The 17,174-nt window shown below is 73.2% G+C and carries 11 protein-coding genes; 7 read left to right on the top strand and 4 right to left on the bottom strand.

The features are described from left to right. The first annotated feature begins 22 nt into the window (after window positions 1-22). From LPC08_RS02285 to LPC08_RS02270, 4 genes are all read left to right on the top strand, one after another. The gene (locus tag LPC08_RS02285; protein WP_230451115.1) at window positions 23-1,201 is read left to right on the top strand and encodes a DUF2252 family protein; all 1,179 of its coding nucleotides are present in this window, start codon (window positions 23-25) and stop codon (window positions 1,199-1,201) included. Window positions 1,202-1,409: 208 nt separating this feature from the next. Next, window positions 1,410-2,450: an alpha/beta fold hydrolase gene (locus LPC08_RS02280; RefSeq protein WP_230451114.1), complete on the top strand. Its 1,041-nt coding sequence runs from the start codon at window positions 1,410-1,412 to the stop codon at window positions 2,448-2,450. A gap of 686 nt (window positions 2,451-3,136) precedes the next feature. Then, window positions 3,137-5,413: a polyribonucleotide nucleotidyltransferase gene (pnp, locus tag LPC08_RS02275; RefSeq protein ID WP_230451113.1), complete on the top strand. Its 2,277-nt coding sequence runs from the start codon at window positions 3,137-3,139 to the stop codon at window positions 5,411-5,413. A gap of 97 nt (window positions 5,414-5,510) precedes the next feature. Continuing rightward, window positions 5,511-6,911, top strand: coding sequence for an NAD(P)H-dependent flavin oxidoreductase (locus LPC08_RS02270; RefSeq protein WP_230451112.1), 1,401 nt, complete (start codon window positions 5,511-5,513; stop codon window positions 6,909-6,911). Window positions 6,912-7,416: 505 nt separating this feature from the next. Here LPC08_RS02270 and LPC08_RS02265 read toward each other — a convergent pair. Together LPC08_RS02265 and LPC08_RS02260 are read right to left on the bottom strand one after the other, a co-directional pair. Continuing rightward, entirely contained in the window at window positions 7,417-7,623 is a 207-nt protein-coding gene (locus LPC08_RS02265; RefSeq protein ID WP_230451111.1) for a hypothetical protein, read from the bottom strand. A 138-nt stretch (window positions 7,624-7,761) separates the two neighbouring features. After that, entirely contained in the window at window positions 7,762-10,518 is a 2,757-nt protein-coding gene (locus LPC08_RS02260) for a hybrid sensor histidine kinase/response regulator (RefSeq protein WP_230451110.1), read from the bottom strand. Window positions 10,519-10,758: 240 nt separating this feature from the next. On the opposite strand from LPC08_RS02260, the gene LPC08_RS02255 reads away from it, so the two are divergent. Together LPC08_RS02255 and LPC08_RS02250 are read left to right on the top strand one after the other, a co-directional pair. Then, complete coding sequence (locus LPC08_RS02255; RefSeq protein ID WP_230451109.1) at window positions 10,759-11,967, top strand: CaiB/BaiF CoA transferase family protein; 1,209 nt, start codon at window positions 10,759-10,761, stop codon at window positions 11,965-11,967. A gap of 659 nt (window positions 11,968-12,626) precedes the next feature. Beyond that, the gene (locus LPC08_RS02250) at window positions 12,627-13,799 is read left to right on the top strand and encodes a helix-turn-helix transcriptional regulator (protein WP_230451108.1); all 1,173 of its coding nucleotides are present in this window, start codon (window positions 12,627-12,629) and stop codon (window positions 13,797-13,799) included. Window positions 13,800-13,832: 33 nt separating this feature from the next. Here the strand turns inward: LPC08_RS02250 and LPC08_RS02245 are convergent, their stop codons facing one another. After that, window positions 13,833-14,858 carry a zinc-binding alcohol dehydrogenase family protein gene (locus tag LPC08_RS02245; protein WP_230451107.1) on the bottom strand — a complete coding sequence of 342 codons (1,026 nt, stop codon included), beginning with the start codon at window positions 14,856-14,858 and terminating at the stop codon, window positions 13,833-13,835. Window positions 14,859-15,040: 182 nt separating this feature from the next. On the opposite strand from LPC08_RS02245, the gene LPC08_RS02240 reads away from it, so the two are divergent. Beyond that, window positions 15,041-15,892 carry a potassium channel family protein gene (locus LPC08_RS02240; RefSeq protein WP_304622055.1) on the top strand — a complete coding sequence of 284 codons (852 nt, stop codon included), beginning with the start codon at window positions 15,041-15,043 and terminating at the stop codon, window positions 15,890-15,892. A gap of 41 nt (window positions 15,893-15,933) precedes the next feature. On the opposite strand, the gene LPC08_RS02235 is transcribed toward LPC08_RS02240, so the two are convergent. After that, a complete protein-coding gene (locus LPC08_RS02235) occupies window positions 15,934-16,806 on the bottom strand; it encodes an HpcH/HpaI aldolase/citrate lyase family protein (RefSeq protein WP_304622054.1) in 873 nt (290 codons plus the stop codon). Window positions 16,807-17,174: the final 368 nt, after the last annotated feature.

Genomic DNA, 17,174 nt, shown 5'->3' with positions numbered 1-17,174 from the left:
GCGCCGGATGGGGAGTCCCGCCATGCCCGGCCCCTCTGACGCCGCGGCCGAGATCGCGGTGCTGACCCTGCGGCACGAGGCATGGCAAGGCCGGTACTTCACGGCCCGGGCGGAAGGGCTGCTGCAGAAGCGCGGGGAGATGGAGGAAAGCCCCTTCGCCTTCCTGCGCGGGTCCTTTCACCTCTGGCCACAGGTCTGGACGCTGTTGCCGCCCGAGGTGGCGCAGGCGGGGCCGATGCTGCTCGGCATCGGCGACACCCATCTGGAGAATTTCGGAACCTGGCGCGATCCGGAGGGGCGCGTCGCCTGGGGGGTGAACGACCTCGACGAGGCGGCCGTCCTGCCTTTCGCCAGCGATCTCGTCCGCCTCGCCGCCAGCTTCCTGCTGGAGAAGGAACGGTCGGGGGAGAAGATCCTCGTGGACCGCAGGCAGGGAACGGCCGCCTTGCTGGAGGGCTACCGGCAGGGGCTCGCCGGGCCGGCGCAGCCCTTCATCCTGGAGAACCGGCATCAGGAACTGCGCGACCTCGCGATGGTACGGGGCAAGGCCGCCGTGTCCTGGTGGGACAAGTTGCAGCGAAAGATCGTCCCGGCCGCCATTCCGGACGAGTTGCGCGACCTGCTGCTGACCCACCTGCCGCCGGGTGCCTCCGTGGTCCGGCTGGGGCTGCGCGAGGCAGGGCTGGGCAGCCGCGAGCGGCCGCGCTTCGCGGTCATCGCGGAATGGGAGGGCGGCTTCGTGGCGCGGGAGGCCAAGGCGGCGGCGCCCTCGGCCGCCCTGTCGGGGCAGCCGGTCGCCGATCCGCTGGCCGAGCATGCCCGGCTGCACCTGCTGGCGCGCCGCACGCGCGACCCTTTCCTGCGCCTTCTGCCCGGCAGCCGGCCCGGCACGGGCTGGGTGGTCCGACGCCTCTCCCCGGAATCCGACAAGATCGAGGTCGACGCGATCGAGGCCGAGGGAAAGGCGGAGAAGGCCGCCCGGCGCCAGTCCCTGCTGCTGCGCGCGATGGGGCAGGAGGTGGCGAACATCCACCTCGGCGCCGCCAGCGAGGCCGTCGCCTTGCGCCAGGCCCTGGCAACGCTGGATGCCAGGGCGGGCTGGCTGCTCGACGCCGCCTGCCTCGCCGCCGAGGCCGTGACCGCGGGCCACGCGGCCTATCGCGCGGCACGTGGCCGGGGGTTGCTGCCGCCCCACCCCTGACGGGCTTCCGGTGCCCCGGCGTCGCCGGCGCCTGCTGCCGCCATCCCTGGTCGGAACGCCGGAACGTGGCGTCGGGCTCTGGGGAAGACCCTGCGCATCCGGCCGAGGGGCGCCGCGCCGGGCAACCCTGGCCCCGCGCCGGATGTTGCACTGCGGAATCCCCGCGGCAACGGCCGACCGGGGGCAGCACCGGGATCATCACCGCCCCATGAGCCTTCTCGCCCAGCTCGCCGCCCGCGCGCGGCCTGCCTTGTCCTCTCCTGTCCGTTCCGCGCCGCTGGCCTCCTCCGCCGGGCCATGGCTGATCGGCGGCGCCGTGGCGCTGGCGGCGACGGCCCTGGCCAACCACGCGTTGGCGCGGCGGGCCGAGCGGCGTTGCCCCCCGGTCGGCCGCTTCGTCGAGGTGGACGGCGTCCGGCTGCACTACACCGACCGTGGCGAGGGGCCGCCGGTGCTGCTGCTGCACGGCAACGGCACCATGGTGGAGGACTGGCTCATCAGCGGCCTGCCGGCGCGGCTGGCGCGCCGCCACCGCGTGATCGTTCTCGACCGCCCGGGCTTCGGCCACAGCGAGCGGCCGCGCGACCGCCTCTGGACGCCGCAGGCCCAGGCCGCGCTGGTGGCCGGGGCGCTACGGCGGATCGGGGTGGAGCGGCCCGTGGTGGTCGGCCATTCCTGGGGCACGATGGTTGCCCTGGCCCTGGCGCAGGAGCATCCGGAGGCGGCGTCGGGGCTGGTGCTGGCCTCCGGCTACTACGTCCCGACCTTCCGCAAGGACGTGCTGCTGATGTCGCCGCCCGCCATCCCCATCCTCGGCGACGTCCTGCGCTACACTCTCTCGCCGCTGCTGGGGCGGCTGATGCTGCCCGCCATGATCCGCAAGCTCTTCGCCCCCGCCCCGGTCACGCCCGGCTTCCGGGACGGCTTCCCGCGCGAGATGGCCCTGCGCCCGTCGCAGCTCCGCGCCGCGGCGGAGGATACGGCGCTGATGGTGCCGGGCGCCGCCTCGCTGCGCCGCCGCTACGGGGAGATGCGCCTGCCGGTGGCGATCCTGGCCGGCGACGGCGACAAGGTGGTGGAGCTGCGGCAGGCCCGGGCGCTGCACGCCGCCCTGCCGGACGCCACGCTGGAGGTGGTGCCCGGCACCGGCCACATGCTGCACCACCTGGCCACCGAACGGGTGGCGGAGGCGGTGCTGCGGCTGGCCGGGCAGGCGGAGGTGCCGCGCCGCCTCGCCGCGGCGGCCTAGCCCCGGCCACCCGGCGTGGGGTGCGTCCGTTCCCCGGGGGCAAGGCGCTGCCTCGCCCCCGATACCCCCACTCCGCCAGGACCCTGCGGGCCCTGGACCCGATTGGCGCTGCCGCGGGACAGCCTGCGACGGGGTCGCGGCGCCGAGGAGCCATGCTCCTCGGCGGGCACGGCCGTCGCCCTTGTGGACGACCATGACGCTTCTTCGGAGTTCCGCCCTTTCGTGCTCCGCCAGGGTTCAGCCCGCAGGCTGACACCCACCGCGCAGCACCCCCCTCCGCCGGGGTCCGGGGCCCGGCCTCGGGCCCCGGCGGAGGGGGGCTCGGGGGAGGCAGCGCCTCCTCCCGATCCGGCGCGGGAACAACGCGCCGTGCGTCTCCCGCACAATCCCCTGGCAATGCGGGGCGCGGGGGGGCATATAGCGCCGCGCAGGGTGCGGCCGGACCGGTCGCGCCCGCCTTCCGCGTATGCGGCGGGCTGACGGATGGAGCCGCGCTGCGGCGTTTCCGGCCACATGGTTCCTTGCCGCGACTGGACGCCGCGGCCTTCCATGCCGCCCGAGACGCCGGGCACCCGTACCCCCGGGGAGACCGGGGGGCGGGCCGACGGCGAACCCCCCGCAGCCTCCGTGTCCGCACCACCGCCCCGCCCGGATCGCCGGGGTGCCGGGGCCGACAGGACGCACGCATGTTCGACCACTACTACCGCAAGGATATCGCCTGGGGCGGCAAGACCCTGACGCTGGAGACGGGCAAGGTCGCCCGCCAGGCGGACGGGGCGGTGCTGGCCCGCCTGGGCGACACCATCGTGCTGTGCACGGCGGTCGGTAGCCGCTCGGTGAAGCCGGGCCAGGACTTCTTCCCCCTGACCGTGAACTACCAGGAGAAGGCCTTCGCCGCGGGCAAGATCCCCGGCGGCTTCTTCAAGCGCGAGGGCCGGCCGTCGGAGAGCGAGACGCTGATCTCGCGCCTGATCGACCGCCCGATCCGCCCCCTGTTCCCGGACGGCTTCCGCAACGAGGTCCAGGTGATCGCGACGGTGCTGTCGCACGACCTGGAGAACGACCCCGACATCGTCGCCATGGTCGGCTGCTCCGCCGCCCTGACGCTCTCGGGCATCCCCTTCTTCGGCCCGGTGGCCGCCGCCCGCGTCGGCTACATCGACGGCCAGTACGTGCTGAACCCGACCGCCGAGCAGCGCAAGCGCTCGGTGCTCGACCTCGTCCTCGCCGGCACGTCCGAGGGCGTGCTGATGGTCGAGTCCGAGGCGCAGGAGCTGACCGAGGAGGTGATGCTGGGCGCGGTGGAGTTCGGCCATGCCGGCTTCCAGCCCGTCATCCAGGGCATCATCGAGCTGGCCGAGCACGCCGCCAAGGAGCCCTGGGCGCTGCCCGAGCCCTCCGAGGCCGAGCTGCTGCTGAAGAACCGCATCACCGAGCTGGGCCGCGCCGACATGGCCGTGGCCTATACGGAGACGCAGAAGCTCGTCCGCCAGAACAAGGTGGGCGCGGTGAAGGCGAAGGTGCTGGAGGCGCTGGCCGCCGAGGGCCTCGACACCGCCGCCGCCAAGGGCCTGCTCAAGGAGCTGGAGGCGGACGTCGTCCGCAACAACATCCTCGACACCGGGCTGCGCATCGACGGCCGCGACACCAGGACCGTGCGCCCGATCGTGGCCGAGGTCGGCGTGCTGCCCCGCGCCCACGGCTCCGCGCTGTTCACCCGCGGCGAGACCCAGGCCTTCTGCGTGGCGACGCTGGGCACGGGCCAGGACGAGCAGATCATCGACGCGCTCGCGGGCGAGTACCGCGAGAACTTCATGCTGCACTACAACTTCCCGCCCTACTCCGTGAACGAGACGGGCCGCATGGGCTCGCCGGGCCGGCGCGAGGTCGGGCACGGCAAGCTGGCGTGGCGCGCCATCCACCCGCTGCTGCCGGAGAAGGACAAGTTCCCCTACACCCTGCGCGTGGTGTCGGAGATCACGGAAAGCAACGGCTCCTCCTCGATGGCCACCGTCTGCGGCACCTCGCTGTCGCTGATGGATGCGGGCGTGCCGCTGAAGCGCCCCTGCGCCGGCATCGCCATGGGCCTGATCAAGGAGGATCGCGGCTTCGCGGTGCTCTCGGACATCCTGGGCGACGAGGACCACCTCGGCGACATGGACTTCAAGGTGGCCGGGACGGAGCAGGGCATCACCTCGCTCCAGATGGACATCAAGATCACGTCCATCACCTTCGACATCATGAAGACCGCGCTCGCCCAGGCGAAGGACGGGCGCATCCACATCCTGGGCGAGATGGCCAAGGGCCTGACCGGGGCGCGCACCGATGTCGCCGCCAACGCGCCCAAGATCACGGTCATCAACGTGCCGAAGGAGAAGATCCGCGAGGTCATCGGCACCGGCGGCAAGGTGATCCGCGAGATCGTCGAGCAGACCGGCACCAAGATCGACATCGAGGATGACGGCACGATCAAGATCGCGTCCAGCAGCCCCGAGGCGACCCAGGCCGCGATCGACCGCATCAAGGGCATCACCGCCGAGGCGGAGATCGGCACGATCTACAACGGTACCGTGGTGAAGACCGCCGATTTCGGCGCCTTCGTGAACTTCCTCGGCGCCAAGGACGGCCTCGTCCACATCTCCGAGCTGGCCAACGACCGCGTCAACCGCACCACCGACATCGTCAACGTGGGCGACAAGGTGAAGGTGAAGGTCATCGGCTTCGATGACCGCGGCAAGGTGAAGCTGTCCATGCGGGTGGTCGACCAGGCCACCGGCGCGGACATCACCGAGCAGGTCGGCACCCGCCGTCCCCGCCCCGAGGGCGAGGGTGGCGAGGGTGGCGAGGGCCGCCGGGACCGTGGCGACCGCGGTGACCGGGGGGGTCCCCGCCGCGACCGCGGCGACTTCCGCGAGGGCGATCGCGGCCCGCGCCGCGACCGCGGCGACTTCGCGGCCGAGTAACACGCAAAAGTGAGCATGCCGGCCGGGCGCCCCCTGACAGGGACGCCCGGCCGGACCATATCCGCACACCTTGGTTGCAGGACGGGACCGGGCTGCCGTGAAGGCCATCAACGCGATACGCATGGGGGGGGTGGACGTGCTTCCCCTGGTCGAGGGCGGCAAGGGCGTCAGCGCCTCCAACGGCGCCTCCTGTGGCGGCTGGGCCTCGGCCGGCGGCGTCGGCACCTTCTCGGCCGTCAACGCCGACAGCTACGACGCCGAGGGGCGGGTGATCCCCCAGCTCTACCACGGCAAGACCCGGCGCGAGCGGCACGAGGAGCTGGTGGCCTACGGCATCGCCGGCGGCATCGCCCAGGCCAAGGAGGCCTATGAGCGGTCCAACGGCCAGGGCCGCATCCACGCCAACATCCTGTGGGAGATGGGCGGCGCGGAGCGCGTCATGCGCGGCGTGCTGGAGGGGGCCAAGGGCCTGATCCACGGCGTCACCTGCGGCGCCGGCATGCCCTACAAGCTCGCGGAGATCGCGCGCGAGTACCAGGTCCACTACTACCCCATCGTCTCCTCCGGCCGTGCCTTCAACGCGCTGTGGAAGCGCGCCTACCACAAGGCGAAGGACTGGCTGGGCGGCGTGGTCTACGAGGACCCCTGGCTGGCGGGCGGGCATAACGGCCTGTCCAACAGCGAGGACCCGCGCCGGCCCGAGGACCCCTACCCCCGCGTGCTGAACCTGCGGAAGGTGATGCGCGAGGCGGGCATGGGCGACACCCCCATCATCATGGCGGGCGGCGTCTGGTGGCTGGAGGAATGGCAGGACTGGATCGACAACCCGGAGCTGGGGCCCATCGCCTTCCAGTTCGGCACCCGCCCGCTGGTGACGCGCGAAAGCCCGATCCCCGACGCCTGGAAGCAGCGCCTGCTGACGCTCAAGCCCGGCGACGTGTCGCTCCAGGCCTTCTCGCCCACAGGCTTCTACAGCAGCGCGGTGCGCAACGACTTCCTGCGCGAGCTGGAGGGGCGCAGCGAGCGGCAGGTGGCCTATACCTCCGAGCCGATCGGCGAGCATTCCGCCCGCTACGGCGTCGGCCCGCGCAAGCGGCCGGTCTTCCTGGTCCCCGGCGACCTCGACCGCGTGCAGGGTTGGGAGGCGAGCGGCTTCACCGAGGCGCTGCGGACCCCCGACGACACGCTGATCTTCGTCACCCCCGAGGAATCGCGCGAGATCCTGGCTGATCAGGTCGCCTGCATGGGCTGCCTGTCGCAGTGCCGCTTCTCCAACTGGTCGCAGCACTCCGAGGACTACTCGAACGGCAAGAAGGCGGACCCGCGCAGCTTCTGCATCCAGAAGACGCTGCAGGACATCGCCCATGGCGGCGACACGGAGAACAACCTGATGTTCGCCGGCCACAACGCCTATCGCTTCGGGCAGGACCCGTTCTACTCGAACGGCTTTATCCCGACGGTGAAGCAACTGGTCGAGCGGGTGCTGACGGGCCGCTGACCTGCCCCCACCTGCGAGAAGGGCCGCCTCCCGATCCCGGGGGCGGCCCTTTTTCGTTTACGGGACTGCGGTGGTGAGAACCCGGGCCGGCCATGCGGGCGGCGGGATGTCGTGGCCTGTCGCGCCTGATGCCCCGGCGTCGGCACCGGGAGGGGACGCCGTCCCCTCCCAGACCCTCCCCTGCCGGGGCCACAAGCGGGCCCCGGACCCCGCTGGGAGTTGGTGCTACGTGACTGCCGTCAGCCTGCGGGCTGATCCCTGACGGCACGCGGACAGGCGGGACTCCAGAAAGTCTTTGAAGGCGTCAGCGAGCGCGAACACCGGTCCCGCCGAGGAGCCAAGCTCCTCGGCGCCTCGACCCCGACGCAGGCTGTCCCGCGGCAGCGCCCCTCGGGTCCAGGGCCCGCAGGGTCCTGGCGGAGTGGGGGTACGGGGGCGAGGCGGAGCCTTGCCCTCGGGCCACGGGCGCCACGCCAGCAACGGTCGGCGCATCGCGCCGCGCGTATCAGTCCTCCCGCCGGAGTGGCGCGTCGGCCTCGTCCCGCAGGCTCGGGGTCAGTTCCCGGCGCAGCCCGTCCACCATCTTCTGGGCCGCGGGCAGTTGGCGGCCGGCCGGCGCGTAATGCGGCCGGTCCAGGGCCGCGGCCACGTGCTGGGCCCGGGCCTCGACGGCCTTGCCATGGAGCATGCGGAGGTTGTCACGGGAGTTCATGGCGGTTTCCTCTTCTGCCGTGCGTCCAGGGCCAGTTGGGCATGGCACGCGTCGGGGTGAAGACCCGGGCGGATGGATGTTGCCGCTTGCTCCGCGCGTCAGAGTCGCCGCCCCGGCATTCCCGGCGGACGGGTGCTCTCAGGCCGCATGCGATTCCTGTGCGACGGCCCGGCGCAGGGCCTGCAACAGTCCCTCGCGCTTCACGGGCTTGGGGAGATAGGCGTTCATGCCGGCCTCGTAGCACTGCCGCTCGAATTCCGGGCCGACCGCCGCGGTCAGGCCGAGGATGGGCGCGTGCTGGTTCGGCCCCGGCGTCGCCCGGATGCGGCGCGTGGCCTCCAGCCCGTCCATGATCGGCATCTGCACGTCCATCAGGATCGCGTCGTAGGCCGACTCCGCCGCCAGCGCGACCGCCACCAGCCCGTCCTCCGCCACGTCCACGCGGCAGCCGAAGCGGTCCAGCAGCGCCTGGACCAGTAGGCGGTTGGTCGCGTTGTCCTCCACCAGCAGCAGGCGCCGCGGCATCCCCGCCTCGGCGGCGGCCATGGGCCCGGCCGGCTCCAGGGCCGGCGGGGCGGGGGCTGGAGGGGGAAGCGGCGCGGGCTGCGGCGCCCACGGCGCCACGGCGCCACGGCGCGCCGCGAGCGCCTGGATCACCGACCCGGCGAGGAGCGCCGGCAGGGGCGGCTTCAGCAGGATCGCATCGGCGGCCGCCCGGCCCTCCGCCGTCGGACCCGGGTTCGCGGAGCGGCCGGTGCAGAGCACCAGGGCCGGGCGTCCCAAGGCCGGATCGTGCTGAAGCTGGGCCAGCAACTCCGGCCCGGCGGCGCGCTCGTCCAGCAGCAGGGCGGCGAAGGGCGTGCCCCGGCGGGTGGCGACGCGCAGCAGGGCCAGCGCCTCCGTCTCGCTGCCGGCGGCGAGGCAGGCCGCCCCCAGCCCGCCGAGCTGGCCCACCAGGATATCCCGGCGCCGCGGCAGCTCGTCCAGCACCAGCAGGCGCAGCCCCGCCAGGGCGCCCCGCCCGGCCGTGTCCTGCCGCCCCGCCCCGGGCTCCGTGCCGCCGGACGCAGCCTTCCCCAGATCCAGGGTGAAGGTGAAGACGCTGCCGCCGCCGGCGCGCGGCGCGGCGGCGATGCCGCCCCCCATCTGCTCCACCAGCTTGCGGCAGATCGCGAGGCCCAGCCCGGTGCCGCCATAGCGCCGGGTGATGGAGGCATCGGCCTGGGTGAAGCGCTCGAACAGGTAGGGCACGCGCCGGGGGTCGATGCCGATCCCCGTATCGGTGACGTTGCAGGTCAGGCGCCAGCCCTGCCCCGTCCGGACCAGGCCGAGGCTGATCTCGATCCACCCCGTCTCGGTGAACTTGATGGCGTTGCCGACCAGGTTGAACAGGATCTGCCGCAGCCGGCCGGGATCGCCCACCACCTTCGGCGGCAGGCCCGGCGGCAGGCTGACCAGCAGGGCCACGCCCTTCGCCTCCGCCCGACCGGCAAAGAGCTCGACGATGGTGGAGAGCTCGTGCTCGATGCCGAAGGGGATGCGCTCGTAGCGGATCGCTCCGGCCTGCAGCTTCGAGAAGTCCAGGATGTCGTTCAGCACCAGCAGCAGGTGATCGGCGCTGGCCTGGATGGCGTCGGCGTAGCGCCGCTGCACGCCATCCAGCGGCGTGTCCAGCAGCAGCCCGGTCATGCCGATCACGCCGTTCATCGGCGTGCGGATCTCGTGGCTCATGGCCGCCAGGAACTCGTCCTTGGCCTCGGTCGCGGCGCGGGCGTCGCGCTCGCGGGCCGCCAGCTCCTGCCCCTGCCGCCGCAGCGCCTCCGCCTGGCGGGACATCAGCGTCAGCGCCACCAGGATCAGCAGCGCGAGGGCGGCCACGCCCACCGTCAGCGAGGCGCTCAGCCCCCGCATGCTCTCATAGGCGTCCTCGCCGCGCTGCGCGACCTCGACCACCAGCAGGCCGCCCATCCGGCTGCGGACATAGGCGGCGAAGACGTCCTCGCCATCCTGGTCCAGCCCCGCCCAGCGGCCGCTCTCCTGCCCCAGCTCCTCCGGGCGGAACGGCCAGGCGGCGGGATTCGCCTCGCCCACCCCCGTCAGGCTGCCATCGGAGCGCGCCAGCAGGATGCCGGAGCCGGAGTGGATGCGGACGATGACGCCGAAGGCGGCGGCGGAACGCCGGCTCAGGGCCACCAGATGGGCCGGGTCGATAAGGGCGACGGCCGCGCCGTAGAACTCCCCGCGGGAGCCGCGGATGGCCCTGGCCAGCGGGATCAGCCAGGGCGCGGGACGCCCGTCCGCCGGCGGCCCGATCCCCTGCGGCTTGCTCAGCTCCCTGGCGGAGGCTCCGGAGCGCAGCCGCCGGAACCAGTCCCGCTCGCCCAGGGACTGCGAGCGCAGGTTTGCATCGGTCGCCATGGTGACGATGCCGTTCTGGTCCAGGAGCAGCACGCCCTCCAGCTGCGGCATGTCCCGGGTGCGGTCCGCCAGCCCGTGGCCGGCATTCACCGGGTCCACCACCGCCCGCTCCGCCAGGTCCGTCAGCACGAGGTCGACCGCCTGCAAGGCGCGGCTGAGCTGATCGGCCAGCGTCGCCGCCACGCCCTCGGTCAGGCGCTCCGCCGTGACGGCGGCCTCGTGGCGGCTGCGCTCGATCAGGACGACGTAGATCGCGGCCAGGCAGAACCCGAGCAGCACGGCCGTGGTCGCGAAGAGCCGCCAGGGATGCGCGTCCACGGCGCGGGCGGCGCCCCGCCGGGAGCGGCCCTCCCTGCGACCGGCCTCGGGCGCCAGGACGGCATGGCCGTCCACCATGGCCGGGTGGCGGCTGTCGGTTCGGCGTGTCGGCCCGACCGTGACGGTGCCGCCGCCAGCGGCGTTGTCTGCGGCCAGCACGGTGCCAGTATCGCATGAAAGCCTCGCCGGGCGAGACACAAACGGCCAGGAATACGAGCATGATGTGAAAATTCTCCATAAAGTAGGAAAATTCTCGCTGAATTCCATTCGAGGTTGTGGATTTGGCGCCCGTGGCCTGCCGCTTGACCGTCAGCCCCCCTCGCCGCAGCGTCGCCCACCGTCCGCCCTGGGCGCTGCGCAGGGGCCCATGGGCGCCACCATCCACGAATGCCGGAAGCCATGACCTCCTCCACCAGCACCGACGCACCCGCCGCCTCCGGGGCCCTGGCCGGCCTCACCGTGCTCGACCTGACGCGGGTGCGGGCGGGCCCGACCTGCGTCCGGCAACTCGCGGACTGGGGCGCGCGCGTCATCAAGATCGAGACGCCGCCGGGGCTGGAGGGGGGCGACCCGATGGGCGGCCCGCGCGCCGGCTCGGACTTCCAGAACCTGCACCGCAACAAGCGCGGGCTGACCCTGAACCTGAAGGCGCCGGAGGGGGTGGCGGTGCTGAAGCGCCTGGCCGCCACGGCCGACGTGGTGGTGGAGAACTTCCGCCCCGACGTGAAGCACCGGCTGGGCATCGACCACGCGGCGCTGTCGGCGGTGAACCCGCGCCTGATCTATGCCTCGATCTCCGGCTTCGGACAGGACGGCCCTTATGCGAAGCGGCCGGGCTTCGACCAGATCGCCCAGGGCATGGGCGGGCTGATGTCGATCACCGGCCAGCCGGGCCAGGGGCCGATGCGGGTGGGCATCCCCGTGGCCGACCTCTGCGCCGGGATCTTCGCCGCCCAGGGCATCCTGACCGCCCTGCTGGAGCGCGAGCGCTCGGGCCGCGGGCAATGGGTGCAGACCTCGCTGCTGCAGGCCCAGATCTTCATGCTCGACTTCCAGGCCAGCCGCTGGCTGATGGAGGGCCAGGTGGCGAAGCAGGCGGGCAACGACCACCCGACCGCCATCCCCACCGGCGTCTTCCCCACGGCCGACGGGCACATCAACATCGCCACCACCGGCAACGCCATCTGGCGCCGTCTCTGCGAGGCGCTGGAGGCGCCGGAATGGGCGGAGGATGCGCGCTTCGCCGACGGCCCCGCCCGTTCCGCCAACCGTGCCACGCTGAACGCCCTGATCGCGGAGCGCACCCGGCAGCGGAGCGGCGCCGATTGGGTGGAGCGGCTGAACGCCGCCGGGGTGCCCTGCGGCCCGATCAACAGCATCGACCAGGTCTTCGCCGATCCCCAGGTGCAGCACCTGGGCATGGCGCAGAACCTCGACGCGGACGGCCGCGAGGTCGCCTACGTGGCACAGCCCTTCACCCTCTCCCGCACGCCCAGCCAACTCACCCGCCATCCGCCGGCCGCCGGCGAACACACGGCGGAGGTGCTGGCCGAGGCCGGCTACAGCGAGGAGGAGATCGCGGCGCTGCGGACGGCCCGGGTGGTCTGATCCGCGCGGCGTGATGCGTTGATCCGTGCCGGCGTGGTACCCGTGGCCCGGGGGCAAGGCTCCGCCTCGCCCCCGATACCCCCACTCCGCCAGGACCCTGCGGGCCCTGGACCCATTTGGCGCTGCCGCGGGACAGCCTGCGACGGGGTCGCGGCGCCGAGGAGCCATGCTCCTCGGCGGGACCGGCCGCCGCCCTCGCTGACGCCTGTGATGCTTTTTCAGAGTCCCGCCTGACCACGTTCCGTCAGGGTTCAGCCCGCAGGCTGACGACAGCCACGAAGCGCCAGACTCCCAGCGGGGTCCGGGGCCCGCTTGTGGCCCCGGCAGGGGAGGGTCTGGGAGGGGACGGCGTCCCCTCCCGGTCCGCCGCCGGAACACCACAGCGCGACCGGTCAGGTCATCCCGCCGCCGGTATGACAGGGCTCGCCGCATCGGGGGCGTTGCCCGGCAGCCGGCGGCCCGGCGCTCCCCGGCCCCATGGCCTCAGCCCGGCCCCGGATGCGGCGGGCAGCCCGGCGGCTCCCGTTTCACCCCGGGGGTTACGTCAGAGATTCGGTTCGGCTGACGAAACGGGGCTGGCATCCTCCTTTCGGATGATCTCAACCTGTCTGGCCTCGGCTAGACTGACGCCGTCCCGTCCCCCACCGCGCAGGAAGACCTTGTCAGCGCCCTTACGGTCCGAGACAGACCCGGCCTTACCCGAAGCGCTGGCGCTCGACCTCTACGCGGCGCTGGCCGAGGACGCCGACCTGGGAGTCCCCCTCGCTGCCCTGGCTCGCAGCCTGGGCGCCGATACCTCCGTCACCTTCGCCCTGATGCTCGACGGGCCGCAGGTCCTGCGGGGGGAGAGGCTGGCGATGATGAACATCGACCAGGCCGCCGCCCCTGAGTACCAGGCCCACTGGATCCACCGCGACCCGCGCATGGAGGTGATCGCCGCGCTGCCGCCGGGCGTGGCGAATCTGGAGCGCATCCTGCCGGGCGAGGCCTATGCCCGCACCCCCGTCTGGAACGAGTTCACCAGCCGCCGCATCGGCTCCTTCCACTGCATGGCGGCGACGCTGGAGCAGCAGGGGGAGATGCGAGCCTGCTTCGGCGCGTACCGGACGCGTCAGCGCGAGCCGTTCGGCCCGCGCGAGGAAAGCCTGCTGAACGCGGTCTATCCGCATCTGCGGCGTGTCATCACGGCGCGCAGCCGCCTCACCCTGCCGGATTCGTCCCTGCGCATGGCGATCGACACCCTGCCGCACGGGGTGGCGATCCTCTCGCAGGATGGCCGGCTGCTGCACGCCAATGCCCAACTGCAGCGGATGTCGGAGCTGAACGACGGCTTCACCCTCAGCCAGCGCGGCCTCTACTGCGCGGAAGCCAAGCCGCGCCGCAACCTCGCCCATGCCATCGAGGCGACGCTGGCGGCGGCCCAGGGCAAGGTCCACCTGCTGATCGATGCCGGCACGGTGGCGATCCCGCGTCCCTCCGGCGCCGCGCCCTGGCTGGTCCAGGCCGTGCCGCTGCTGCCCCGCGAGCGGCTGCCGAGCTGGCTCCAGGCCGTCGGCCCCGCGCCCTTCCGCGGCGTGATGCTCCTGGTGACGGATGCCGAGGCGCGGCTCGGCCCCTCCATGGCGCTGCTGCGCCAGATGCTGGGGCTGAGCCCGGCGGAGGCTGCCCTCGCCTCCGCCATGGTGCGCGGCATCAGCGCGAAGGACTTCGCCACGCGGCGGGGGCTCTCGCCCGGGACGCTGCGCGGCCAGCTCGCCGCGCTGCGCGCCAAGACCGGCTGCCGGCGCCAGGCTGACATGGTCAGCCTGATCAACCGCCTCATCCCGCCCTGAGCGGCTGCCGGGGAGGCTCCCTCCCCGGCGGCGTCAGAACCCTTCCAGCACCGCCTTGCCGCGCATCCGGCCGCTCTCCACGGCGGCGTGGGCACGGATCAGGTTGCCGGCGTCGATGCGGCCGAAGCGCTCCCCCAGGGTGGTGCGCAGCGCGCCGGCATCGACGAGGTGCGAGACCTCGTCCAGCAGCCGGTGCTGGGCGATCATGTCCGGCGTCTGGAAGACCGGGCGGGCGAACATGTATTCCCAGGCGAGCCGGCCGGCCTTGGGCTTCAGCTTCTGCACGTCCGCCCCGCCCAGCTCGTCGATCAGCCCGATGGTGCCCTGCGGCGCCAGGATCTCGGCCAGGGCGTTCCAGTGCCGCGGCGTCTCGGTGGTCGAGAGGATGTAGGGGAAGGCGACCCGCAGCGCCTTCGCCTGGGCCACCAGGTCGCTGGAATGGTCCAGCACGTGGTGCGCGCCCAGCTCCCGGCACCAGGCCTGGGTCTCGGGGCGGGAGGCGGTGGCGACCACGGTCAGCCCGGTCAGGCGGCGGGCGAGCTGGATGGCGATGGAGCCGACGCCGCCCGCGCCGCCGACGATCAGCAGCGCGCCGCTGTCCACCGCGCCCAGGCTGGGCGCCTTGCCGCGGGCGATGCCCATGCGGTCGAACAGCACCTCCCAGGCGGTGATGGCGGTCAGCGGCAGGGCCGCGGCCTCGGCGAAGGACAGGCTCCTGGGCTTGGGACCGACGATCCGCTCGTCCACCAGCTGCAGCTCGGCGTTGCTGCCCGCCCGGTCGATCGAGCCGGCATAGAACACCTCCTGCCCCTTGTGGAACAGCCGCACCTCGGGCCCGACCGCGCGGACCACGCCGGCCGCGTCGAAGCCCAGCACCCGCGGCTCCCCCGCCGGGTCGGCGTTGCGGCGGATCTTCGTGTCCACCGGGTTCACCGCCACCGCCCGGACCTCGATCAGCAGGTCGTGGCCGCGGGGGGCCGGGGGCTCCGGCAGGGTGATGTCCTGCAACGCCTCCGGATGGTCGATGGGGTGGCAATGCGTGTAGGCGATGGCCTTCATCCGCTGGGTCTCCTTGCCCAGTGCGAGCTTGCCCCGTCCGGGGCCGCATGGGCAGATAGCGACGTGTCCCCGGCCGCGCGAGCAGGCACCGTTCCGTCTCCCCGGGGACAGGAAGGATACCGGATGCGCCACGCAAGCTATGCCCGCCCCGGCCGCGCCGTCGAGGTGGGCCGGGGCGCTCCGTGATCCCGCCGGGCGGGACGCTGCGGGCCGAGGCGCTGGCCGCGCCGCCCCTGCCGGGGGAGGAGCCCGGCCGGCGCGGCGGCTGGGCCGCGGCGCGGCGGCGGCTGCGCGAGCTGTACTACGGCAGCTCGGAGGCGGCGCACCGCTTCCGCTATGCGCTGGTGGGGCTGGATGCGGTGACGGTGGCGTTCATCGCCACCACCTCCTTCCTGCCGCGCAACGCGGTGGTGCAGGTGGCGGACGTGCTGCTCGGCCTGGTCCTGCTGGCCGAGTTCGCCGCGCGGCTGGCGGCCGGGACGCGGCCCTGGCGCGACCTGCTGCGGCCGCTGAACCTGGCCGACCTGGTCGCCGTGGCCTGCTTCCTGATCCCGCTGGCCGGAGAGGGCGCGGCCTTCCTGCGCGCGCTGCGGCTGCTGCGGATGCTGCGGTCCTATCAGCTGGTGCGCCGGCTCCGGGGGGACGTGCCGGTGTTCCGGCGGCATGAGGAGGCGATCGTCGCCTCGGCCGACCTGCTGGTGTTCATCTTCGTCATGACCGGGCTGGTCTACGAGACGCAGCACCGGACCAACCCGGCGATCGGGAACTACGCGGACGCCCTGTACTTCACCGTCACCGCCCTGACCACGACCGGCTTCGGGGACATCACCCTGCCCGGGACGGGGGGGCGGATGCTGACGGTGGCGATCATGTTCTGCGGGGTGACGCTGTTCCTGCGGCTGGCGCAGACGATGTTCCGGCCGTCGAAGGTGCGGTTTCCCTGCCCGCGCTGCGGGTTGCAGCGGCATGAGCCGGATGCGGTGCACTGCAAGGCCTGCGGGGAGGTGCTGAGGATTCCGGACGACGGGGAGTAGGGCCGCCGCCCGGGGCCGGGCCGGCCGGATGTCGGTCGCCCTCATCCCGCCAGGGCAAGGATCTCCTCCGCCCGGCGCACCACCGGCGGGTCCACCATGCGCCCGTCGAGCTGGAACGCGCCACGCCCCTCGGCACGGGCGGCCTGGTCGCCGGCGACGACGCGCCGGGCCCAGTCCAGCTCCGCGGCCGTGGGCGCGAAGGCCGCGTTCAGCGGCTCGACCTGCGACGGATGCACGATGAGCGCGCCGCGGAAGCCCAGGCGCCGCGCCTGGCGCGCCCTCGCCGCGAAGGCGTCGATATCCGCGTAGTCGCCGATGCTGCCGACGAAGCCCAGGGGCAGGATGCCCGCCGCGCGGGCGGCGCAGAGCACGGCGTAGTTCGGCGTGAACAGGGTCTCCGCCTCGGGCACGCCGCCGAGGGCCGCGCAGTAATCCTCCGGTCCCAGCGTCATCGCGGCGACGCGCGGATGCGCGCCGGCGATCGCGGGCAGCGTGAACAACGCCGCCGGCGTCTCCACCTGCAACACCAGCCGGATGCCGCCGGGCACCAGGCGGCGCTCGGCCTCCAGTCCCGCGACGCACGCCGCCACCTCGCGCACGAAGCCCGCCTCCTCGACCTTGGGCAGCACCAGCGCGGCAAGGCCGGGCTGCACCGCCGCCTCCAGGTCACGGCCAAGATGGCGCAGGTCATGGTTGACCCGCACCATCGCCGCCGTGCCGTTGCGGGCGATGCCGGCGATGGAGGCGGCCAGCCGCTCGCGCGCCGCCGGCTTCTCCGCGGCCGGCACGGCGTCCTCCAGGTCGAGGATGACGCCGTCCGCGCCCCGCTCGTGGGCACGGGCGACGAAGCGCTCCACATGCGCCGGCACGAACAGCAGCGAGCGCCAGCGGGGGGGCATGGATGTCGTCGTCATGCGGCCTTCTCCTGTTCGATGTCCGGGCGGCCCCGGCTGGCGCCTGCCCGGCGCATCCTCCCCATCGTGGACTCTCAGCGGTCGCGCAAGCCGCTCCTCGCCCACCCCCGGGGGCGGCCGGCCCCGATGGCGGCGCGGCGCTGCGGGCAGGCGCCGGGCGGGGCGGTCGCCACCATGGCCCGGGAGGGGGTGCGGGACGGGCAGCGCCGCACGGGCATGAAAAATCCGGCATAGGTGGTCGAGAAAGATTGAAGGTTCGCACAGGGCCGGCCTGCCGCCATAAGAGCGGGAACACCCGGGCCACCGGCGGGAATGCGGTCCTCCACGACCCTCGCGTCCGACGAGGCGGCGCGCGGTCCCGTGCCGGA

This window comes from Roseomonas sp. OT10 (assembly GCF_020991085.1).
GTDB classification, from domain to species: Bacteria; Pseudomonadota; Alphaproteobacteria; order Acetobacterales; family Acetobacteraceae; genus Roseomonas; species Roseomonas cutis.
This window is presented reverse-complemented; position numbering and strand designations above follow the sequence as displayed.